This window comes from Parvibaculum indicum (genome assembly GCF_011762095.1).
In the GTDB taxonomy this organism is placed as follows: domain Bacteria; phylum Pseudomonadota; class Alphaproteobacteria; order Parvibaculales; family Parvibaculaceae; genus Parvibaculum; species Parvibaculum indicum.
This window is the reverse complement of sequence record NZ_JAASQO010000002.1, coordinates 88295-108924: the sequence shown is the minus strand read 5'-3', so window position 1 is coordinate 108924 and position 20630 is coordinate 88295. Positions and strand designations below refer to the sequence as shown.

Genomic DNA, 20630 nt, shown 5'->3' with positions numbered 1-20630 from the left:
CATGACGGCATCGAACTATCTGGAGAGCAAGCTCATCAATCATGTGCTGGGCAAGACGGCCTACACGATGCCGGGCGGCGTCTATGTCGCGCTCTTCACGGCAGATCCGGGCGAGGAGGGCTCTCTCGACGACGAGGTGCCTTCCGGCGTCGGATATGCCCGGCAGCCCGTCACGGCCGACATGACGGCGTCCGTCGACGGGTCGATGTCCGTGAACGGGTCGGACCATGCCTTCGGGCCGTGCGCCAACAGCGACTGGGGCACCCTGACCCATGCCGCCCTGATGGACAGCGGCACCATCGGCGCGGGCAATGTGCTGGCGTCAGTGGCGCTCAACGCCTCGCGCGTCGTGAAAGTGGGCGACGACTACAAGATGCCCGCCGGCGAGATCAAGCTGTCCTTCGAATGATACCCGGCGGCGAGGCGATAGGCGTCGTTCCCTTCGGCGGGGTCCGCGCATCGGTCGCCTATGCGGGCGGGGCGGCCGCCTTTACCGGCGGGGCGGCCTTCGAGGCGATGGGCTATGTGTCGATCCCCGGCGGGGCGGCGTTTTCCGGCGCGTTCGGCTTCGAGGCGGACGGGGTGCTGCTGATCCCCGGCGCCGCGTTCCTGCTGGGCGACCTGACGCTTCAGGCGGGCGGCGACGTCGAGATCGGCAAGTTCCGCCGCCTCATCAACGCCCCGACGGCGCATCGCGTCTATTCGGTAGAGCTCACCGTTCGCAGGTTTCGATAGATGTTGGGATTTCATGCCCTGGGCATCGCGCCGATAGGCGGGTTTCCCGTCGAGCTGGCCGTGGTCTATGAGGAACAGGTCGTCTACGCGGCGACGGAGGGCTTCACGACCGAGCCGGACGACATGCCGGCCAATATCCATTTCGAGGGACGGCTGAAATCGCCGCCCGCGATGGAGCGGTCGATCATCGACAATGCGGGCATCGGCGGCGCGGCCTCCATCGGCTTCGGATCGATGGAACTCGAGAACAGCGACGGTTACTACGACGGCATCGTGTCCAACCACGCCATAGACGGGCGGCGCGTCACGATCCGGCTGGGCGATCCGGACAGCTTTTCCTATCCGGAGTTCGGCACCGTTTTCGACGGCGCGGCGGAGGGATGGCAGCTTACCGAGGCGGGCGTTCTCATCACGCTGCGCGACTGGGGTTACCAGCTCGAAGTGCCGCTCGCGCGGGCCTATTACGGCGGCACGGGCGGCAATGACGGCACGGACGACCTGGCCGGAAAGCCGATCCAGCAATGCTGGGGCGTGTGCGAGAACGTGCCTGCGACGCTTGTCGATCCGCTGAACAATGTCTGGCAGGTCCATGACGGCCCGATGCAGTCCGTCGACGCGGTCTATGTGGACGGGGTGCCGCTGGAGCCGGAATATTACGACGCGGATCTCGACGCGGGCACGATTACGCCTTCCGTGGCGGTGGACGGTCAGGTCACCGCGGATGTGCATGGCGCGAAAATCGGCGGCGTCTATATCGAGACGACGGCGGATATCGTCAAGGCGATGGCGACGGAGAATGGCGGCTGGAGCGATGACCGGCTGGACCTTGCCGCTTTTGCCGCCATGAATGCAATCCAGCCCGCGGCGGTGGGCTATTGCGCGACGGAAGACATCAACATATCGACGGCGATCGGCGAATTGCTGGGCGGTATCGGCGGTTTCCGCTGTTTCACGCGCGACGGCATTCTGCAGGTCGGCATATTCGGCGAGCCGGAAGGCGATCCGGCGGCGACTTTCACCGAACTGGAAATCAAGAGCATCGAACGGCTTCAGCCGCCCTCCGGTTTCTACCCGCCCTGCTGGCGGCGGCGGGTGGGCTACCGGCGAAACTGGACCGTGCAGAAGGGCGGGCTCGCATCGGGCGTTTCCACGGCCCGGCTGGCCTATCTGGCCGAGGAATATCGCTATGGCTCCGCGCAGGACAATACGACGCGGACGGCATTCCTGCTCGCGCAGGACGCCCCGGCGGTGCGGTCGTTCTTCGCGCTGAAATCCGATGCCGACGCCGAAGCGGCGCGCCTGCTGGTCCTCACGCGCGAGCCGCGGGCCTTCTATGAGGTCGTGGCGGATGCCCAGCCCTACACGCTGGACCCCGGCGCCGTGGTGAAGCTGCGATATCCGCGTTTCGACCTCGCGGCGGGCCGGGCGGCCAAGGTGTTGAGCGTGGCCGACAATGCGGCCCAGAACAGGGTGAAGATGACGGTGTTCGTATGAAGACGTTTCTTGCCAGCGAGAACCTGGCCGATGCGGGCTATATCTCCACCGACACGGCCTGGCCGACGCTGCCCGCGACCTATCTGCAACAGGAATGGTTTGCGAAGAAATGGCGCTCGAAAGCCGTGCCGTGCTGGGCACAGGCCAATCTGGCGGGCGCGGCCGATATCAATGTCGTCGCGCTGGGCGGCTTCAACGGGCTTGCCACGACGCAAATGCGGGTGCGGATCGGCGACGATCCGGATTTCGCGTCGTCGGCCTATGACAGCGGCGCGATGACGGGCGTGTGCGATCCGGCGAGCGGGCAGTTCGTTCATATCCTCGAAGAAGCGGTGTCCGGACAATATGTGCGGATCGACATGGCCGACGAGGCGCTTTCCTATGCGCAGGCCGGGCGGATTTTCGTCTCCGGCGGCATGTTCTTCGAGATCAATGACAGCTATGGCCGGGCGAAGGGCTATGCCTCGCTCTCCAGGCGGTCGCAGTCCCTTGGCGGCCAGATCTATATCGACCGCAAGCCGAACTGGCGCCGCTGGAAACTCAGCTTCGACAATCTGAACGCGGACGAATCGCTGATCCTCCAGGAAGTGGACCGGGTCAACGGAACGGAAATCGACCTTCTGATCTCCATCGATGCGCTGGGCGAGCATGTGAGCCGCGACACGATCATCGGCCTCGTACGCGACCCGACCGACATCGTGGCGCGCAATGTCCTGCGCGATTCCAAAACCTATGTGATAGAGGGGCGCCTGTAATGGCTTTCGTTATTGCCGACAATGCGAAGGAAACGACGACGACGTCCGGCACCGGGAATTATACGAGTTCCGGCACCGCCGCCGCGGGATATCTGACCATCGCGGCGGCGATCGGCGAGAGCAACCAGTCCTGCTTCTGCGTCCGCTCCGGCTCCGATGCGGAGATATTCCTCGGCACGGTCGGGGCGGGGAACGCCATCACGCGCGATCTCATCTTGTCGTCCACCAATGGCGGCGACCCGGTCAACTGGCCGGACAGCGAGGCGAAGGACATTTTCTGCACCATGTCGGCGAAGCTGATGGTGTTCCTGGCCGCCGCGCTTCAGGGCGGCGATGCCGGGAAGGGCGTGGTGGTCAATGCGGGCGGCACCGGGTTCGAGCTGGGTGGACCGTTCCTGCCGAAGGCGGGCGGCAAGCTGTCTAACAATCTAGAAATAGAGGTTTATGGCGCAGAGAACGCTTTGATTCTCAATGGCGGTGCGGGCAATGATTCCCTAATCAATTTCCGAATCGGCGGTATCAAAAGGTGGAAATCCGGACGCCGCGCATCCGGTCAAGACTATGTCATTGAGCGCTATAGCGGCGCCGGCGAGTATATCGACACCCCTTTCTTGGTGAATACAACCACCGGCCTCATCACGATTAAGGGCGATCCCACGGAGGCGCTGGGCATCGCGACGAAGCAGTTTGTGGATAGTAAGACAGCCGCGGCGACCACGGCGGCGCTGGGGACGGTCGAGCTTTCGACAGGCGCGGAAGTGACCTCGGAAGCCTCCGGTGTCGTGCCGACGGCCGACCTGCTCAAGTACCATCAGGGCATCGCGAAGGCCTGGGTGAACTATGACGGCACCGGGACCGCGGCCATTCGCGACAGCTACAATGTCAGCTCACTGACCGATAACGGCACCGGCAATCACACGGTGAACCTCGGCATCACCATGGCCAACACGGATTATGCGGTAATCCCCGGCATGAATTCCCCTCTTCACACCATCGGCGTGGAGATAGACAGCACCAGCGCCTTTACTATCAAAACGTACCACCAGAACCAGGTGCTCTGGGATGAGAGCCTGGTCATGGCGGCAGTGTATGGAGACATCTGATGGATAAGGTCATCGTTTACGAAAATGAGAAGGCCGAAGGCGGCATCAGCATCGTCGTGCCGGCAGAGAAATTCCGGGGCCGCATCCTAGTGAAGGAGGAGGTTTCCCGGGACGTCTACTACGAGGTCGAGGTCGCGACTGGAAAAAAAAAGAAGAATGGCGAGCCGGTCATGAAGAAGGAAAAGCGCAAGCGCGCCGAAATCGTTTCGCCGGCTCAATATCGCGACGAAACGGATGACGAGTTGCTTTGCCGTATCGCCGCCAAAGACGTTCCTGATGTGCCCTATCGCATCATGTCGGCCAAAGCCGCCTATGCGGAGCGCAAACAGCGCGCCGAAGGATCGGCAGGCTAATAGTCGGGCTGGCGACAGGCGGCGGCAAGCGCCTCCCTCGACAGATCGACGGGCGAGTATTTGCCATCATGCGTCTCGCCGTATCTCCCGAGAAATGCAGCCAGCGCCACCTTGGCCCTATCCGGCCTCTTGGTAACCTCAGCGAACTCAATGCTTTCGCGGGCCCTCACGACAATAGCGCCGACCACATAAATCGCCGAAAGCGACAGGAAGCCGTATCCGATAGTCGATGCAACGGTGTCCATCTTCTCCTCCCTGAAAAGCATAACCATAGGCATCTCCCTGGATCGATTTCAAGCTATCCCACACAAATGGTGCGGCTGGGGTTCTGGGATGAGGTTGATTTCTTCCGGTGCTGTTTACCGGAGGCACGGAAAGCGCCCGCGGCCAAGGTTGAACTTCGGCCGCGTCACCGTCCCTCACCCTACCACGCCGCCTCAGGGCGGCTTTTTTATTGGACAAGCGAATGATGGATACCGGGAAAGCGCTCGCGGCGCTGCCTGCGCTTTTGCGCGGCCGCCTCGCAAAGGCAATCGGCGGCGGCGCGATCGCGCTCGCCATGGCGACGGTGACATATTTCGAGGGATATGAGCCGACGCCCTATGTCGATCCGGTGGGCATCCCTACCGTCTGCGTCGGCCATACGGGCGGCGTGGAGATGGAGCGGGTCTATTCCGAAGCAGAGTGCGACGCCCTGCTGAAAGGCGATCTGGGCGTTGCCTTCGCCGCGGTCGATAAATATGTCCGGGTGCCCCTGGGCGATGCGACGCGGGCGGCGCTGGCATCCTTCGTGTTCAATGTCGGCGAGGGGGCGTTCCGGAAATCCACGCTGCTTCGCCGCCTGAATGTCGGCGAGGGCGCACCTGCCTGCGCGGAGCTGAAGCGGTGGGTGTGTGTAAAAACAGTCGAGGGGCAAGGCGATATCGAAGGGCCCTGCGCGACACCCAAGCGCAATCGCCGCTCACTACCCGGCCTCGTCAAGCGCCGCGACGTGGAGCATGCGCTCTGCGTGGAAGGCTTCCGGCAGCTCGCAGATCCGGGCAACGACAATGTCCCCCTGCCGATGGTCCGGCCGGAAAGGGACGCGGCATGAGATCGTATCTCCTTCTGGGCGGGTTTCTGGCTCTCATTGCCGCCGGTGTACTTGGTTACCAGAAGGGCCATCATGACGCCGATCAGAGCGCCGAAGTCGAGAGGCTTGAGAAAGAGGTGTCCGACCAGAAGGCGCTGATCGAGCGCGGCAACAAAGAGGCGGAGCGCCTGCGCAAGGTCAATGCGGCGCTCTCGGCTTCCGACAAGCAAAGAACCGAGGAGCTTTCGAATGTTCGTGCCGAGAACGAGCGTCTTCGCGCTGATGTTGATGCTGGCCGCAGGCGGCTGCGCATCGACGGAATATGTCGAGACGAAGAGGGGGGAGGCGGACAAAACGCCGGCGTGGATCATGCAGCGTCCTGCGAACCCTCTCCCGCTGTTCGACAGGATATTTGGGCTCTCCGAGGGCTCTGCGGAGGGCAGTTCGTTCAGCTCAACGCCTGTATCGACCGACTAGAAATACTCGAGGGACGGAAATGACTGCAATCCTGGTGCTGGTAGCCGCCGCCGGCGGCGGTTTTCTCTATCGGGCGCGGGGCCGCAGGGTGACCGATACCCGCGCCGCCCTCATCAAGGACTTCATCGTGGCGTGGCTGGCGATGCCCTTTGCCCTTATTGCCGTGTCGTGGACGGAAAGCCCCTTTCTTTTCGTCGCCATATTCGGGCTTACCTTCGCCGCGCTCCTGACAGGCCACGCCTCGCATATCGATCTCGGGCATGCGGAAGACGGCGCCCCGGCGGACGGGCAAAAGGACGAGTGGTATGCGCGCTGGCTGAGGCGGTTCGACCTTCCGCCGTGGTGGCACGATGTCGCCGCGCTTGCCCTGAACGGCTGCCTGATCGTTTTGCCGCTGCTTCTGGTGGCGCTGGCCACCGGGCGCTGGGAGGCCGCTCTGTGGCTTCTGGCGGCGGGTCTCATGAAGCCGCCGGCCTATTGCCTCGGCTGGGTCGCGCTCGAGGAAGGGTGGACGGACGATCCGCTGAAAGTGGCCGAACCGGCCTTCGGTGCCATGCTGTGGGGTGCACTCGCGCTGGCCACCTGCTGAATCCCGCCGGCAGTCCGGGTAATGGCTGCCAGTCCCTTAGGGACTTTCCTCCCTGAACTGGCCCGCCTCCGGTACGCCGGATGGCGGGCCTCTTTTCTCGTTTCAGGCGTGGGGCGCTTCAAGCCGGCGGATGCTCTAATCGGCTTGCCGGGCGAGGGCCTGGAGGTCGCCTTTCGCCTCTTTGATCGATCGCTCCGCCGCCTCGATCAGATAGACGATCTTGTCGTCATGGCGCGAAACCCCGGCAAGCGAATTGAGGGACGCCTGCAGCTTCTGGTCGATGGAGGCAATAAGAGCGCGGTTTCTCAAGGGCAAATCCTTTCTCAGGCGGCCCGCTTCGGCGTCCGCACTTTCTCCATGGCGGCCTGGATGAGGAAGCCGGACCGGGTGAACCCGTGTTCTTCCGCATAGGCGTCGATTTCCTGCATGGCGTCTTCCGGGGCCGTGATATTGACCCGGATCGCAGTGTGTTTAAATACACATCTCATGATAAGGCGCCGGGCGCGCGATCCGGGCAATACCGTTCGTCATTCGGCCGGGAATTCGGCGAAATAGGCACTGACTATCGATCTCGCATGGTGCAGAAGCCGGTCGTCGCCCTGCGTCAGCACCTCCAGCAGGGCCTGCTTCTCCCTCATATAAACCCTGGCGAAGTCAGGATCGTGGCGGGCGATGGAGCGGGAATTGTCGATCATGTCGGCGAGCTTGATGGTCTGCCCCTCCGGGCTCGCCTTCGCCAGATGCGCGCGATCCATGGCTTTGCGCCGGGTTCGATTTCCGTCTTCCGGCCGGGAAACGTCCGTCACCTCTTCAACGAGTTCCCTTACCCGCAGTCCGAAGGCCGCCTGAACGATATCGGGCGTGACGGCCGTATCCTCCACGACATCGTGAAGAAGAGCCGCGGCGGCGACTTCCTCGGAACAGCCGATATTCAGGACGATCTCCGCGACCGCGATGGGATGTTCGACATAGGGCCTGCCGGTGTATTTCCGGGTCTGGCCGATGGCCGCATGGGCGCCGGCGGCGAAGGCGCGGGCGGCGATATAGAGTTCGCTGGGCATGAAATCCTCCTATGTCAGGCGCGCAGGCGCCCGTTCCGGTCGGAACGAAAGGAAAACAGGGGCTCGGATGTAGTGGGTAATGGCATGTAGCGGACCTCCGCTACCAATCTTCATCCTCACGCTTCGTTCAGAAGCCTCTCGCTGATTTCCCACAGGCGTTCGGCGGCTTCGTCGTTGCAGGCATGGGCGTCGACGCCGCGGAATCTGGCGAAGGGGCTTTCGGGGTCGGTGGGTTGGGCGATGTCGCAATCCTCGCAATAGACGCCGGGTTTGCCCTCCAGCAATGAAGAGGTCGCGGCCCAGGCGGTGGTCGCGCAGCCCTGTTCGGGCGTCTTGAAGCCCTGTTTTGCCAGTTCCGACAATTCGCCGTTCTCGTTCAGCCAGCCGAGAGCGATCATTTCCTCCTGGGCGAGGTGTCGCTGGAGCGGTGTGAAGATGCCGCCCGGATGCACCGAAAAGGCGAGGCCGCCCGTATCGCCGAGGCGGCGCGACAGCGCATTGGCAAAGAGCGCATTCGCGGTCTTTGCCTGCCCATAGGCGACCCATTTGTCATAGGGCGTCTTCCCGAACTGGATGTCGTCCCAAAGCACGTCGGAGCGCTTGTGCCCGGTGGAGGAGAGCGCGACGACGCGCAGTCCCGGCGAGGCCGTGAGAAGCGGCCACAGCGCCCTGGCGAGTGCGAAGTGCCCCATATGGTTCACGCCGAATTGCGCCTCCCAGCCCGGGCCGACCCGTGTTTCGGGGCAGGCCATGATGCCGGCATTGTTGATGAGAAAATCCAGCCGGGGTGCGGTGTCGGTTACTTCCCCGGCGAAGCGGCGCACCGAGGCGAGGTCGCCAAGGTCCATTTCATGGGGGACAATGTCGCCGGCGATCCCGACAAGGCTTTCCCTGGCCTTTTCCGGCGAGCGGACGGGGACGACGATCTTCGCGCCTCTTTCCGCCATGGCGCGCACCAGCTCGAGCCCGATGCCGCTATACCCGCCGGTGACGATTGCCGTTTTGCCGCTCAGTTCGGCACCTTCCAGCACCTCGCCGACCGATGTCTTGCCGTTGAATCCCGAATGGAGCGGCTGTTGATCGCTCGTGCTCATATCGTCCTCCCTGTCGCAGGTCGGCGCCCGGCCGGATATGGCTTCGGGGCATTTTCGCGCCTGCTTTTGAAAAGCATAGCCTGCCGGCATGGGGGTGTAACCGGGCGGTGCGTGCCTTCATCGTTTATGAATGATTTTCGGGAATGATCGGATCGACTTGGGGCGGTTCACCTGTCTGCGAAGGCCAAGTCTGGTGCGCCTTGCCGTAACCCCAAATTTACCCCAGCAGCCGCAAAGCCGCGTTCGTTAAAATTCGAACGATCCCGGTCATCCCCGCTTAAAGGAAGCCTCCACATACTCGGCCATGGCCAGAGTGAAACGGGGCAGCTCCATGACAACCGACGAGGACGCTATTCTTCGGCGTTATCTCCTTAGCTGGGTCGAGTTCCAGGACCGGTTGTTCCTGCTGCGTTTTCCGTATTACCCCCTGCTTATCGGTTATGTCGGATGGGAGGCATGGGGCAACGTGTCGGCCGCGCTGGCATCGGGCCTGGTGCCGGCCATTATCGATCTCGCGGCGCGGGAATGGCGCAAGACGATCAAGCGCGAGATAGAGACGATCGATCTGGGCGTTCATCTGCGCGAACTCGCGATCTATGTCGGCGTCATATATCTGATGCTCCTGCTGCCGCTCATCGCGGCGCTTTTCGCACCTGGTTTCAAGCAGACCTTTCTGGTGGCGTGTCTTGCCGCCACGCAGATTGCGACCATGTGCGCCGATCCGCCCTTGCAGCCCAAACATGCCATTCTTGCCGCGTCCATCGCGCTTGTCGGGTTCGTGATACCGCCCTTTGCCGCGCAGTATCACTGGGCGGCCATCGACTTCGTTTTCTTCGGGCTTCTTGTTGCCGGCGTTATCTCGCTTTCCGTCTCGCAGATGAATATCCGCCACGACCTGTTCCGCAACATCATCGAAAACGAAAAGCATGTCCGCGAAAAGCAGCTTCTGGTTCAGGAATTGTCGCAGGCGAAGGTTGAGGCGGAGCGCCAGCGCGACCGCGCGGAGGAGGCCAATCGCGTCAAATCCTCGTTCCTTGCCATGATGAGCCATGAAATCCGTACACCGATGAATGCGGTCGTCGGATTTTCGGATCTGCTGGCAAGCAGGGGCGAAGACGAAAAGACACGCGAATATGGCGGTTACATTCGCAGCGCCTCGCATAATCTCCTGTCGATCCTGGACGATGTGCTCGACTTCTCGAAGATGGAGGCCGATCGTATCGAGCTTGCGCGCGAGCGGATGCGTCTCGACGATTTCATGGAGAGCATGAGTTTCTGGGCGCGCCGCGCCGGCGACGAGCAGGTCGAATTCGACTGTCATTACGATACGCTGGACGGCGTCACCGTGCTCGGGGATGAGGGCCGCCTGCGGCAAATTCTTTCCAACCTCATTTCCAACGCGGTGAAGTTCACGCCGGAAGGCGGCCGCGTCTCGCTGAACGCTTTCGTTGTATCCTCCGGCAGCAAGCGCGTGACCGTGCGCTTTGAAGTGGCGGATACGGGGATCGGGTTTTCGGATGAGGTCGCCCGGAAGCTTTTCCGGCCCTTCGTTCAGGCCAACAGCTCGGTGTCGAAGAATTTCGGCGGCACGGGGCTCGGTCTCGCCATTTGTTCCAAGCTCGTCGCGCTTATGGATGGCGATATCGGCGCCAGCGGGCGGGACGGCGAGGGGGCTCTCTTCTGGTTCGAGCTACCGTTCGAGCGCGCTGAATGCGGCGGCGCGCACGCGGTGGACGCTGCCTGAGGGTTATCCCTCAGGCAGCTGTCCTGTTCACTCTTCCATCTTGCCGAAGCCCCTGTCGTCGTCGCGCAGCCAGACATAAATGGCCGGGATGACGAGGATCGTCAGCGCGGTGGACGAGGCCAGGCCGAAGACCATCGAAATCGCCAGACCCTGGAAGATCGGGTCCGTCATGATGAAGGCGGCGCCGATCATGGCCGCGCCCGCGGTGAGTACGATGGGCTTGAAGCGGATCGCGCCTGCTTCGAGCAAGGCCTCGCGCAGCACCGAGCCCGCCGCCTGGCGGTGACGGATGAAGTCCACCAGCAGGATCGAGTTTCGCACGATGATGCCGGCCAATGCGATGAAGCCGATCATCGAGGTTGCGGTAAAGGCCGCATTGAAGAGCCAATGGCCGAGCACGATGCCGATCAGCGTCAGCGGCACGGGCACGAGGATAACGAGCGGCAGCTTGAACGAGCCGAACTGGCCGACCACCAGCAGGTAGATGCCGAGGATCGCCACGGCGAAGGCTGCGCCCATATCGCGGAAGGTGATGTAGGTCACTTCCCATTCTCCGTCCCACAGCAGGGTGATGCGGGATTCGTCCAGCGGCTGTCCGTGGAGTGCGATGGCGGGCGGGCCGTCGCTGCCCCAGTCCATTGCGTCGATCCGGTCCTCCACGGCGAACATGCCGTAGATGGGCGCCTCATATTCGCCGGCCACCTCCGCCATCACCATTTCGGCAAAGCGTCCATTGTGGCGGAAGAGCGGATAGGAGCCGCGCTCGGTCTTCAGCGTTACGACGTCGCCCAGCTCGACATTCTTGCCGGTGCGCGCGGTGCCGCCCGCGGGCAGCGGCGTGGAGAGAATGCGTTCGCCCATGAACTGCGCCGATTTCGGTAGTTGCAGCACGATCTCATAAGGCTTTGCGCCGTGGCCACGTTGCGAGAAGCCGATCTGCGTCCCGCCGACAATGGTGGCGATGGTGTCGTAGACCGCCTGCTGTTCGACGCCGTAAAATTCGAGCTTCTCCTGATCGATGATGAAGCGCAGTCGCGGACCGGGTTCATGGAAGGTCGTGTCGATGTCGCGCACGAAGGGGACCTCCCGGAAAGCGCCCAGCACCTTGCGGGCCGCGTCTCGGCGCGCCTGTTCGGTCGGGCCGTAGACCTCGGCCAGCAGCGTTGCCAGAACCGGCGGACCGGGCGGCACTTCCACCACGCGCACATATGTGCCTTCCGGACGGGGGAGATCCGCCAGCCTCTGGCGTATATCGAGCGCGATCTCATGGCTTTCGCGGTCGCGTTCGCCCTTGGGTAGCAGGTTCACCTGCAAATCGCCCTGCTCGGGACGGTCGCGCAGATAGTAGTGGCGCACGAGGCCGTTGAAGTTGAAGGGCGCCGCCGTGCCCGCATAGGCCTGAATGGAGGTGAGTTCCGGCAGATCCTTCAGCTTGTCGGCGGCGGCATGGAGGAAACGGTCCGTCTCTTCCAGCGTGGAACCTTCGGGCAGGTCGACGACAACCTGCAGCTCCGATTTGTTGTCGAAGGGCAGGAGCTTTACCGTCACGTTTTTCGTGACGAACAGGACGCAGACGGCGGCGGTGATGCCCCCGATGACGAGCACGAAGCGTCTGGCCGTCTTGCGCTCGCGCAGAAGGGGGCGGGAGATGCGCAGATAGAGTTTCTCCAGCCTGCCCAGTTCATGATGCGCTTCGACATCCGCCGCTTCCGGGGCGTGGCGCACATGCTCGAAGCGCCTGCCTGCGATCTTCAGCAAGAGCCAGGGTGTGATGATGACCGCCACGAAGAAGGAGAAGATCATCGCCATGGAAGCATTGGCCGGGATCGGGCTCATATAGGGGCCCATCATGCCGCTCACGAACATCATGGGCAGCAGCGCCGCAATGATGGTGAGCGTTGCGATGATGGTCGGGTTACCGACTTCGGCCACGGCTTCGATGGCCGACTGCACCAGCGTCTTCCGGCCGCGCATCTTCCAGTGGCGGATGATGTTTTCCACCACCACGATGGCGTCGTCCACCAGGATGCCGATGGAGAAGATGAGCGCGAAAAGGCTCACGCGGTTGATGGTGTAGCCCATCATCCATGACGCAAAGAGCGTGAGCAGGATGGTCGTCGGGATGATGACGAAGACCACCACGCCTTCGCGCCAGCCGATGGCCAGCGTGATGAGGATCACGATGGAGACGGTGGCAAGCGCAAGGTGGAAGAGAAGTTCATCGGCCTTTTCGGTCGCGGTCTCGCCATAGTCGCGGGTGACATGCACTTCCACATCGCCCGGGATGAGGCGCGTTTGCAGCACCTCCAGCCGCTGCAACAGGTCGTGCGCGACCGTCACGGCATTGGCGCCCTTGCGCTTGGCGAAGGCAAGGGTGACGGCGGGGCGGCTGGTCAGACCCGTTTCGTCGCCTTGGCTGGGCGCGTTCACCGTCAATTGCCAGGCGCGGTGGTCGTTTTCGCTGGAGCCGACCACGATATCGGCCACATCCTTCACATAGACGGGCCGTCCGTCGCGCGAGGTCAGCAGCAGGTTGCCGATATCGGGCACGCCCTGCAGGCTTTCGCCCGCGGTTACCTGCGTGGTGGTGTCGAGCTGGGTGAAGGCGCCCGCATTCATGGTGCGGTTGGCGTTCTGGATCTTGTCGGTGAGCTGGTTGAGCGTGATGCCGTAAAGCGAGAGCCGCTCGGGATCGGGTTCGACGCGAATCTGGTTGGGGCTGCCGCCGACGATGTAGGTGAGGCCGACATTGTCGACCTTCATCAGCTCATGCTGCAGTTCGCGCGCGATCTGGTGCAGGCCGTTATCGGTCCAGCGGTTCGCCGCATCGGGTTTCGGCGTCAGGGTGAGCGTCACGATGGCCACGTCGTTGATGCCGCGGCCGACGATGAACGGCTCGGGAATGCCCTTGGGAAGCCGGTCGATATTGGCGCGGATCTTTTCGTGTACGCGCAGCAGCGCCGTATCCTGATCCGTGCCCACGAGGAAGCGCGCCGTTACCAGCACATTGTCGTCCTGGGTGGTGGAGTAGGTGTGCTCCACCCCGTTGATGCCCTTGACGATGTCTTCCAGCGGCTTGGTGATGAGTTCCACCGCGTCGCGGGCGCGATAGCCGTTTGTGGACACCATGATGTCGATCATCGGTACGCTGATCTGCGGTTCTTCCTCGCGCGGCAGCGAGATGAGCGCGACCGTACCCACCACCAGCGAGGCGATGAGCAGGAGCGGCGTCAGCGGCGACTGAATGAAGGTGCGGGTGAGATTCCCGGAGATGCCGAGCTTCATGAGCGCTCACCCGTCTCGTCATTACCGGCGGAGAGCTGCGGCATCGTCACCTTGTCCCCGGCTTTCAGCCCGGCAAGGATTTCGACTTCCTGTTCGCCCCGTTCGTTGGTCGGGGCGCTGCCGGTGGGCATACCGACCTGCACCACCACTTCCGTGTCGTCGGCCAGCGTTACATAGCTGACGCCGAAGCGGCGATAGACGAAGCGCTCGGGCAGGATGAGAGCCTGCCGCTTGCCGGTAGCGACCCAGACGCGGGTGCGCTCGCCGACGAAGTAATCGCCTAAATCCCTGACCTCGACATCGGCGATCACGCGGCCATCCTGGATTTCGGGGTAGACGAGAGCGACGCGGCCCTCGCGCACATCCTCGCCCGGATCGGGGTCCATGCCGCGCGTCCCGACAAGGATGGTGTCGTCCTGCTTGAGAAAGCGCGCATGACGTTCGGGGAGCTGAAGGCGGAGAAGGTAAGTGTCGACGGCGAGCGTGGCGACGGTTTCGCCGGCCATCACGACGCTGCCGCCCTGTAGAGGCACGGTCAGGACGCGGCCGTCGCCCGGTGCGAGCACGGCGCCTTCCTCGCTCTGCTGCTTCACGACCTCGCGGTCGGAGCGGGCGGCCTCCAGATTGCGTTCGGCAACCCGGAGCGCGGTGCGCGCATTGTCCAGATAGGCCTGGGCCACCGTTCCCGACTGGCGCAACTTGGCTGCGCGCTGATAGTCCAGCCGCGCCTTGGTGAGTTCCGCCTTGCGCGCCTCGATGCGCTGCTCAAGCCCCTGCATCTGAAGGGCGAGCTTTTCATCCGTGACCAGCGCGATTTCGTCGCCCGCCTTGACGAGGTCGCCTTCGCGCACGCTCAGGCTGGCGATGGTGCCGGAAATGCGGGTTCGCGCGACAAGATCGTGCTTGGGTTCCACCGTTGCAATCACCGCCTTGCGGTCGTCCAGCGTCACCTGGCGCACGGTTGCCATGTCAGACGCCGCGTGAGCGGACAGGGCGGCGGCCGAGGCGCAGGCAAGTGCGAACGCCGTCAGAATCGGGCCGAAGCGGGCGGGGCGGCGATGGAGGGGGCTGGTCATGCGGAGTTCTCCCTGGACGAATATCAGTTGACCAATATATAAGTAATACCTAAATTACAAGAGCCAGCCGAGAGTTCGGCGACACGAAAAGCGACATTTGTGAACTAGCTCAATGTTGCTTGGCCAGCGCTGGCATAGATCAAAAATAGCCGTTCCAACGGAGGATTTGGATATGTCGCTCGATCGTGCCGTGATGGCCTTTGCCGGATTTATGGTTCTGCTCAGCCTCGCGCTGGCGCATTTCCACAGCGAATACTGGCTGCTTCTGACCGTCTTTGTCGGCCTCAATCTCATACAAGCCTCTTTCACCGGTTTCTGTCCCGCCGCGCTCGTGCTGAAGCGGCTCGGACTTCGTCCGGGCGTTGCCTTCTCCTGACGTCCGGCCTGGCGGCGGCGTCATCCCCTCGGACGCCGTCGCCACTCGTATTCGTTCGATGACATAACGAGCGGCGTTCAGCCGCCATTGCGGAGGAATTTATTATGAGCCGGATCGTGGTTCTGGGCGCGGGCATTGGCGGTATCGCCATGGCCTATGAGTTGCGCAGCGTCGTCGGCCGCAAAGCCGACATCACCGTCGTTTCAAATACCGAATGGTTTCATTTCGTGCCGTCCAACCCCTGGGTCTCGGTGGGCTGGCGCGAGGCGAAGGACATCAAGGTCCATCTGCCCGAAACGCTCGGCAAATACGGGATCAAGTTCAGCGCCGCGGGCGCGACCAAACTCTTGCCGGCGGAGAACAAGCTGGTTCTCGGCGACGGCAGCGAGATGGAATACGACTATCTCGTCATCGCCACCGGTCCCGATCTCGCCTTCGACGAGATCGAGGGCCTCGGGCCTCAGGGGCACTCTTCCTCCATCTGTCATGTCGATCATGCGGAAGAGATGAACCGGAAATGGGAAGCCTTCTGCGCGGATCCCGGCCCGATGGTGGTCGGCGCAGTGCAGGGCGCTTCCTGTTTCGGCCCGGCCTATGAGTTCGCGCTCATTGCCAATGCGGATCTGCGCAAGCGCAAGGTTCGCGACAAGGTACCGATGACTTTCGTCACGTCGGAGCCCTATATCGGGCATCTCGGTCTTGGCGGCGTGGGCGACACGAAATCGCAGCTCGAATCCCTGATGCGCGACCGCGACATCAAATGGATCACCAATGCGAAGGTGGAGCGCGTTACGGAAGAGGCCGTGGAGGTCGTCGAGTTCAACGAAGATGGGTCGGAGAAGAAGCGGCACACGCTGCCGAGCAAGCTCAACATGTTCATTCCGGGCTTCCGCGGCGTGAACTGCATGATGGATGAGACCGGCAAGGGCATCGAAGGCCTGTGCAATCCGCGCGGCTTTGTGCTGGTGGACGATTACCAGCGCAACCCGACCTTCAAGAACGTCTATGCGGTGGGCGTGTGCGTTGCCATTCCGCCGGTCGAGCAGACGCCGGTGCCGGTGGGCGTACCGAAGACCGGCTATATGATCGAGTCCATGGTGGCCGCGGTCGGCCGCAACATCCTGCACCAGATCGAAGGCCGCGAGCCGACGGACCGGCCGACGCTCAATGCCGTATGTCTGGCGGACTTCGGCGACAGCGGCGTGGCCTTCGTGGCGCTGCCGCAAATCCCGCCGCGCAACGTCAACTGGTCGGGCGAGGGCTATTGGGTGCATCTCGCCAAGGTCGGTTTCGAGAAATATTTCCTGCGCAAGGTGCGGTCGGGCTCCGGCGAGCCGGGTTATGAGCGCGTCGTGCTGAAAGCGCTGGGCATCGAGCGGCTGAAGAACTGACGCTCAGTTCCGCCGTTCGAGGCCGGCGATATGGGTGGCGAGCGTGTCGCGGACGCGCGCCCGGTTTGCGGGCGTGAAATTGACGGCGGCCTGGAGGCCGAGCCCGTCCACGATGCCGGATAAGAGGTCGGCTTCCATTGCCGCGTCCACACCGGGAGCAAGTTCCTCGATGAGGGGAACAAGCGATTTGCGCCAGACGAGGTGGCTTCTGTCGTTTTCCGCCGCAAGCTCCGGCGTGCTGGCCGCGACGGCCCAGAAGGCGATCCAGACCTTCCATTCCCTCAGCCTTCTCTTGTCGAGAGGGGAGGCCTCTTCCAGATGCAGCAGCAGCTTTTCGGCAGGCGGCAGGTCGCTTTTCGCGGCTGCGACCAGGCGCTCTTCCGCCGCGCTGTAGACGGCCCTCAGCGCGGCCAGCAGCAATTCTTCCCGGTTCTCGAAATAATGGGTGATGCGGCCGGTGGTGCACCGGGCCGCCGCCGCCACCTTGCGCATGGTGACGCCTTCCAGCCCCTCATCGGCGATGACCTGCCAGCTCGCTTCCACGAGTTCCCGGCGGCGCAGATCGTGATCTATCAGTTTCGGCATGGCTGAAGAGTAGGGCGCCTCTCTTTTATACGCAACAAATGTTTTGCAAAACGAGATTGCATAACGTATGTTTCGTAAAACACGACGCGGGAGGACTGTCATGCTCGAATTTCTGCAAGGTCTGCTGGCGATCAGGGATGTGGATCAGCTCGGTTTTCTGCTCGCCTTTCTCGGCGCGGAGCTGGCGCTCGCACTGCTGATGGGCCGCAACTATTACAATGCGAAAGACAGTTTCTGCTCGGTGACGATGGGGCTTGCCTATGCGGCCAGCATCGCCCTGTCGGCGGGCATCATGCTGGCGATGCTGTTCTGGGTGCAGCAATTCGCCTTTGTCCGGCTGGACTGGACCTCAAGCGCGGGGCTCATTCTGGCGGCCTATGTGATCGTCGATTTTCTGTTCTATGCCTATCACCGCTTCATTCATGAAGTGCGGCTGGGCTGGGCGGCACATGTGAACCACCATTCCAGCCAGTATCTCAATGGCGGCACGGCGCTTCGCAGCTCCTTCGTGGAAGCCTGGATCGAGCCGTTCTGGCTGATCCCCGCCGTGCTGGTCGGCATTCACCCGGTGGTGGCCGTGGCGTTGCTCTCGCTCAACCATCTCTATCAGTACTGGCTTCATACCCGCTTCATCGGCAAGCTCGGGCTGCTGGAATGGGTGCTCAACACGCCGTCGCATCATCGCGTGCATCATGCGAGCAACATCCAGTATTGCGACCGGAACTATGCGGGCACCTTCATCGTCTGGGACATGCTTTTCGGCACGTTCGAGCGCGAAGAAGAGGAGCCGGTCTTCGGCATCCGTCACCAGCTCGATACCTGGAACCCCATCACCGCGACCTTTCACGAGTGGATCGCGATCGGCCGCGATCTTCTGCGCGCCCGGTCGCTGCGCGAAATAGGCGGCTATCTGTTCCAGCCGCCGGGATGGTCTCCCGATGGCGATGGGGAGACGACGCGGGTCATGCAGGAACGCTACAAGGCCGAGTTGGCCGCGGGGACTGCGGGACGGGCCGCCGCCGAATAGTAAATAAGGGGGAGAGTTCGCCGGTCGGGGATCAGTAATGCGGGGGAGGCGGTTCCTGACCGGCGGGCTTGCCGCTATCGCGTTCGACGGCTTCCATACGCTCATGGAGAAAGCCGAGTGTGCGTTTCAACGCATCGATCTCGCGCCATTGACTGACGATGGTTTCGTTCAGTTCCTCGATCGTCTGTTCCTGATGGCTCAGCCGGATTTCGAGGTCGGCGATGCGCGTTTCCGCGTCGGCCGGGCTTTCTTTTCCGTTTCCGGACATGGGCTGTTTCCCTGATAGGCGTTCTGGCGGGCGAGGTTTCTCTTCGCGTCGGGTGTGAGACGCTTCACCGCATATTCGGCTCGCGAGGCTTCCGAGCGCGTTTCATAGCGCTGCGTCATCAATATGCGCACCGGCCGGTAGGCGCGGGTGAACTTGGCGCCGCGGCCTTCGCGATGGGCACGAAAACGCGCTTCGACATCGACGGTGATGCCTGTGTAGAGGCGGTCGCCGCGACACTCAAGAAGATAGAGAAACCAAGGCTTTGTCATGTCAGCGACTATAGGCCGGCGGCCCGATTCGATGCGAGGCCGGGAGAAAGACCCTATTTTACGCGAGGTTAACCCCGGTCGAGTAGCTTTCGCGCGAGGGAAGGGACCGGGCTATGACACGGCGCAGCACAGATTTATCGGTTGCCGAGCTGAACGCAATCATTGCGGAAGGCGCGGCGGAATGGCCTGACGGCTTCACCATTCACGATGCCGACTACAAGGTGCTGTTCGCCAATTCGCGCTCGGAGAAGGATTTCGCGGCGACATTCGAAGCGCTGGACCGGGGACAGAATTTTCGGGACGCGACGCGGACCGCGGTTCGGTCGATGTTTCCGGACCTGAGCGAGGAAGATTGTCTCGCTACGGCGGACCGGATTTCGGACACGCTCGATCGCGGCGAGGCGATCGAATTGCTGACGCCGGAAGGGCGTGTCATGCAGGTCATGTTCCGGCCCCTTGAAGGCGGACGCAAGGTCGCCGTCGGCGCGGATGTCACCGAGCTGCGCCAGCACGAAAAGGAACTCAAGGCCGCGCGCAAGGCGGCGGAAGCGGCCAGCAAGGCGAAGTCCACTTTCCTCGCCAATATCAGCCATGAAATTCGGACACCGCTCAATGCCATGCTGGGCATGGCGCAGATACTCGGATCGGCGAGACTGGAGGAGGAGCAGCGCGAACAGGTCGCGGCGATCCTCGATTCCGGTCAAGTGCTGATGGCGATGTTGAACGACCTGCTCGATCTGTCGAAGATCGAGGCGGGACGTTTCGAGATCGCGCCGGTGGAAAAGGACATCAATGTCGTCATTCACCGCATGATGCGTATCTGGACGCCGCGCGCGCAGGAGAAGGGGATATCGCTGGCGTCATCCGTCGACGAGAACGTGCCGCTGCGGCTGATGTTCGACCCGATCCGCATTCGCCAATGCGTATCCAACCTTTTGTCCAATGCGATCAAGTTCACAGGCGAGGGCGAGGTGGGCTTGCGGGTTTCCGCGCAGCCCGCGGACGAAAACGGCATGTGGCGGATCGCCGTGGCCGTAAGCGATACCGGCATCGGCATGGACGAGGAAACGATGGGCCGTCTCTTCCAGCCCTTTTCCCAGGCGGATGCCACGATCGGCCAGACCTATGGCGGGACGGGGCTCGGCCTTGCGATTACCAGACAGCTTGCCGAACTGATGGGGGGCGAGGTGACGGTTGTCAGCACCCCCGGAAAGGGTTCGCTCTTTACACTGACATTTGTGGCGGAGGAAGTAACCCTGGCCGAGTATCCGGCGGGCGGCGAGGCGGGGGACGGCGAGCCCGTCGCCGAAAGCGGGTGGCGGGACGGATTGCGGGTCCTCATTGCCGACGACCATCCTCTGAACCGGAAGCTGGTGCGCCTGTTTCTGGAGCCCCATGGCGCCGTCGTGACCGAAATTTCCGACGGCGACGAAGTGCTGGATGTCCTGGGCAAGGACGAGTTCGACATCGTACTGCTCGACGCGCATATGCGCCGGATGGACGGTATCGACGCGGTGCGCAAGATGCGGGACGCCGGGGAAGCGTGGTCGGCCGTTCCGGTCGTCATCCTGACGGCGGATGCCATGACCGGCGACCGTGCCCGTTATATCCATGCGGGGGCGGACGGATATGTGGCCAAGCCCATCGACCAGCGGGAACTGGCCGCGGAAATGAGCCGCGTGCTTTGGCCGGGCAAGGTCCAGGCCGCCGACTGAGTTCATCTCATTCACACGGCAGGCCTCTCGCAGGGGCTCATCCCCTGGATCGAGCCGGCATCCGGCGCGGAAAAGCGGCGGATTTGCGCCAATAATCAATTGCTGACACCGGCGTCATTTTCGTGTATATTTTGCGTATCTTGACTACACATTTGGATAGG

24 protein-coding genes are annotated in these 20630 nt (G+C 62.6%); 14 read left to right on the top strand and 10 right to left on the bottom strand.

Annotated elements, in window-relative coordinates:
- Position 1: 1 nt before the first annotated feature.
- From FHS78_RS03050 to FHS78_RS03025, 6 genes are read left to right on the top strand one after another with little or no spacing between them, the layout of a single operon-like run.
- A complete protein-coding gene (locus FHS78_RS03050) occupies positions 2 to 409 on the top strand; it encodes a phage tail fiber protein (RefSeq protein WP_167090212.1) in 408 nt (135 codons plus the stop codon).
- Complete coding sequence (locus FHS78_RS03045) at positions 406 to 735, top strand: hypothetical protein (protein ID WP_167090210.1); 330 nt, start codon at positions 406 to 408, stop codon at positions 733 to 735. Before FHS78_RS03050 ends, FHS78_RS03045 begins: the two co-directional genes overlap by 4 nt.
- A complete protein-coding gene (locus FHS78_RS03040; RefSeq protein ID WP_167090208.1) occupies positions 736 to 2229 on the top strand; it encodes a hypothetical protein in 1494 nt (497 codons plus the stop codon).
- On the top strand, positions 2226 to 2984 hold the full coding sequence (locus tag FHS78_RS03035) for a hypothetical protein (RefSeq protein WP_167090206.1): 759 nt from the start codon (positions 2226 to 2228) through the stop codon (positions 2982 to 2984). Before FHS78_RS03040 ends, FHS78_RS03035 begins: the two co-directional genes overlap by 4 nt.
- Positions 2984 to 4087 carry a hypothetical protein gene (locus tag FHS78_RS03030; RefSeq protein WP_167090204.1) on the top strand — a complete coding sequence of 368 codons (1104 nt, stop codon included), beginning with the start codon at positions 2984 to 2986 and terminating at the stop codon, positions 4085 to 4087. Before FHS78_RS03035 ends, FHS78_RS03030 begins: the two co-directional genes overlap by 1 nt.
- Positions 4087 to 4440 carry a hypothetical protein gene (locus FHS78_RS03025; protein ID WP_167090202.1) on the top strand — a complete coding sequence of 118 codons (354 nt, stop codon included), beginning with the start codon at positions 4087 to 4089 and terminating at the stop codon, positions 4438 to 4440. The genes FHS78_RS03030 and FHS78_RS03025 overlap by 1 nt, the downstream gene beginning before the upstream one ends.
- Here FHS78_RS03025 and FHS78_RS03020 read toward each other — a convergent pair.
- Positions 4437 to 4712 carry a hypothetical protein gene (locus FHS78_RS03020; protein WP_167090200.1) on the bottom strand — a complete coding sequence of 92 codons (276 nt, stop codon included), beginning with the start codon at positions 4710 to 4712 and terminating at the stop codon, positions 4437 to 4439. The two genes, FHS78_RS03025 and FHS78_RS03020, sit on opposite strands and share 4 nt — an antisense overlap.
- A 194-nt stretch (positions 4713 to 4906) precedes the next feature.
- Here FHS78_RS03020 and FHS78_RS03015 point away from each other — a divergent pair, with 194 nt between their 5' ends.
- From FHS78_RS03015 to FHS78_RS03005, 3 genes are read left to right on the top strand one after another with little or no spacing between them, the layout of a single operon-like run.
- Positions 4907 to 5533: a lysozyme gene (locus FHS78_RS03015; RefSeq protein ID WP_246220327.1), complete on the top strand. Its 627-nt coding sequence runs from the start codon at positions 4907 to 4909 to the stop codon at positions 5531 to 5533.
- Positions 5530 to 6012: a lysis system i-spanin subunit Rz gene (locus FHS78_RS03010; RefSeq protein ID WP_167090198.1), complete on the top strand. Its 483-nt coding sequence runs from the start codon at positions 5530 to 5532 to the stop codon at positions 6010 to 6012. The genes FHS78_RS03015 and FHS78_RS03010 overlap by 4 nt, the downstream gene beginning before the upstream one ends.
- Positions 6009 to 6578 carry a hypothetical protein gene (locus tag FHS78_RS03005; protein WP_167090196.1) on the top strand — a complete coding sequence of 190 codons (570 nt, stop codon included), beginning with the start codon at positions 6009 to 6011 and terminating at the stop codon, positions 6576 to 6578. Before FHS78_RS03010 ends, FHS78_RS03005 begins: the two co-directional genes overlap by 4 nt.
- Positions 6579 to 6713: 135 nt before the next feature.
- Here FHS78_RS03005 and FHS78_RS03000 read toward each other — a convergent pair whose 3' ends face one another.
- The 4 genes from FHS78_RS03000 to FHS78_RS02985 all read right to left on the bottom strand — a co-directional run bounded on the left by FHS78_RS03000 (position 6714) and on the right by FHS78_RS02985 (position 8733).
- Positions 6714 to 6887 (bottom strand): hypothetical protein, encoded by a 174-nt coding sequence (locus FHS78_RS03000; RefSeq protein ID WP_167090194.1) that lies wholly within the window; start codon positions 6885 to 6887, stop codon positions 6714 to 6716.
- Between the two features lie 14 nt (positions 6888 to 6901).
- Positions 6902 to 7066: a type II toxin-antitoxin system HicB family antitoxin gene (locus FHS78_RS02995; RefSeq protein ID WP_167090192.1), complete on the bottom strand. Its 165-nt coding sequence runs from the start codon at positions 7064 to 7066 to the stop codon at positions 6902 to 6904.
- Between the two features lie 39 nt (positions 7067 to 7105).
- On the bottom strand, positions 7106 to 7639 hold the full coding sequence (locus FHS78_RS02990; protein WP_167090190.1) for an HD domain-containing protein: 534 nt from the start codon (positions 7637 to 7639) through the stop codon (positions 7106 to 7108).
- 116 nt (positions 7640 to 7755) lie between these two features.
- On the bottom strand, positions 7756 to 8733 hold the full coding sequence (locus FHS78_RS02985; RefSeq protein ID WP_167090188.1) for an oxidoreductase: 978 nt from the start codon (positions 8731 to 8733) through the stop codon (positions 7756 to 7758).
- Between the two features lie 331 nt (positions 8734 to 9064).
- Between FHS78_RS02985 and FHS78_RS02980 the strand changes: the two genes are divergently transcribed.
- The gene (locus FHS78_RS02980; protein WP_167090186.1) at positions 9065 to 10477 is read left to right on the top strand and encodes a sensor histidine kinase; all 1413 of its coding nucleotides are present in this window, start codon (positions 9065 to 9067) and stop codon (positions 10475 to 10477) included.
- 27 nt (positions 10478 to 10504) lie between these two features.
- Here the strand turns inward: FHS78_RS02980 and FHS78_RS02975 are convergent, their stop codons facing one another.
- Positions 10505 to 13762, bottom strand: coding sequence for an efflux RND transporter permease subunit (locus FHS78_RS02975; protein ID WP_167090184.1), 3258 nt, complete (start codon positions 13760 to 13762; stop codon positions 10505 to 10507).
- Complete coding sequence (locus tag FHS78_RS02970; RefSeq protein WP_167090182.1) at positions 13759 to 14838, bottom strand: efflux RND transporter periplasmic adaptor subunit; 1080 nt, start codon at positions 14836 to 14838, stop codon at positions 13759 to 13761. Before FHS78_RS02970 ends, FHS78_RS02975 begins: the two co-directional genes overlap by 4 nt.
- Before the next feature lie 172 nt (positions 14839 to 15010).
- Here FHS78_RS02970 and FHS78_RS02965 point away from each other — a divergent pair, with 172 nt between their 5' ends.
- On the top strand, positions 15011 to 15214 hold the full coding sequence (locus FHS78_RS02965; protein WP_167090179.1) for a YgaP family membrane protein: 204 nt from the start codon (positions 15011 to 15013) through the stop codon (positions 15212 to 15214).
- Between the two features lie 104 nt (positions 15215 to 15318).
- Positions 15319 to 16605 carry an NAD(P)/FAD-dependent oxidoreductase gene (locus FHS78_RS02960; RefSeq protein WP_167090177.1) on the top strand — a complete coding sequence of 429 codons (1287 nt, stop codon included), beginning with the start codon at positions 15319 to 15321 and terminating at the stop codon, positions 16603 to 16605.
- Between the two features lie 3 nt (positions 16606 to 16608).
- On the opposite strand, the gene FHS78_RS02955 is transcribed toward FHS78_RS02960, so the two are convergent.
- Positions 16609 to 17190, bottom strand: coding sequence for a TetR/AcrR family transcriptional regulator (locus FHS78_RS02955; RefSeq protein WP_167090175.1), 582 nt, complete (start codon positions 17188 to 17190; stop codon positions 16609 to 16611).
- A gap of 100 nt (positions 17191 to 17290) precedes the next feature.
- On the opposite strand from FHS78_RS02955, the gene FHS78_RS02950 reads away from it, so the two are divergent.
- Positions 17291 to 18217, top strand: a complete 927-nt coding sequence (locus tag FHS78_RS02950; protein WP_167090173.1) for a sterol desaturase family protein — start codon at positions 17291 to 17293, stop codon at positions 18215 to 18217.
- Between the two features lie 31 nt (positions 18218 to 18248).
- Here the strand turns inward: FHS78_RS02950 and FHS78_RS02945 are convergent, their stop codons facing one another.
- Complete coding sequence (locus tag FHS78_RS02945) at positions 18249 to 18485, bottom strand: SlyX family protein (RefSeq protein ID WP_167090171.1); 237 nt, start codon at positions 18483 to 18485, stop codon at positions 18249 to 18251.
- On the bottom strand, positions 18416 to 18754 hold the full coding sequence (locus tag FHS78_RS02940; protein WP_167090169.1) for a GIY-YIG nuclease family protein: 339 nt from the start codon (positions 18752 to 18754) through the stop codon (positions 18416 to 18418). Before FHS78_RS02940 ends, FHS78_RS02945 begins: the two co-directional genes overlap by 70 nt.
- A 113-nt stretch (positions 18755 to 18867) precedes the next feature.
- Between FHS78_RS02940 and FHS78_RS02935 the strand changes: the two genes are divergently transcribed.
- Positions 18868 to 20469, top strand: a complete 1602-nt coding sequence (locus tag FHS78_RS02935; RefSeq protein ID WP_167090168.1) for an ATP-binding protein — start codon at positions 18868 to 18870, stop codon at positions 20467 to 20469.
- Positions 20470 to 20630 lie beyond the last annotated feature (161 nt).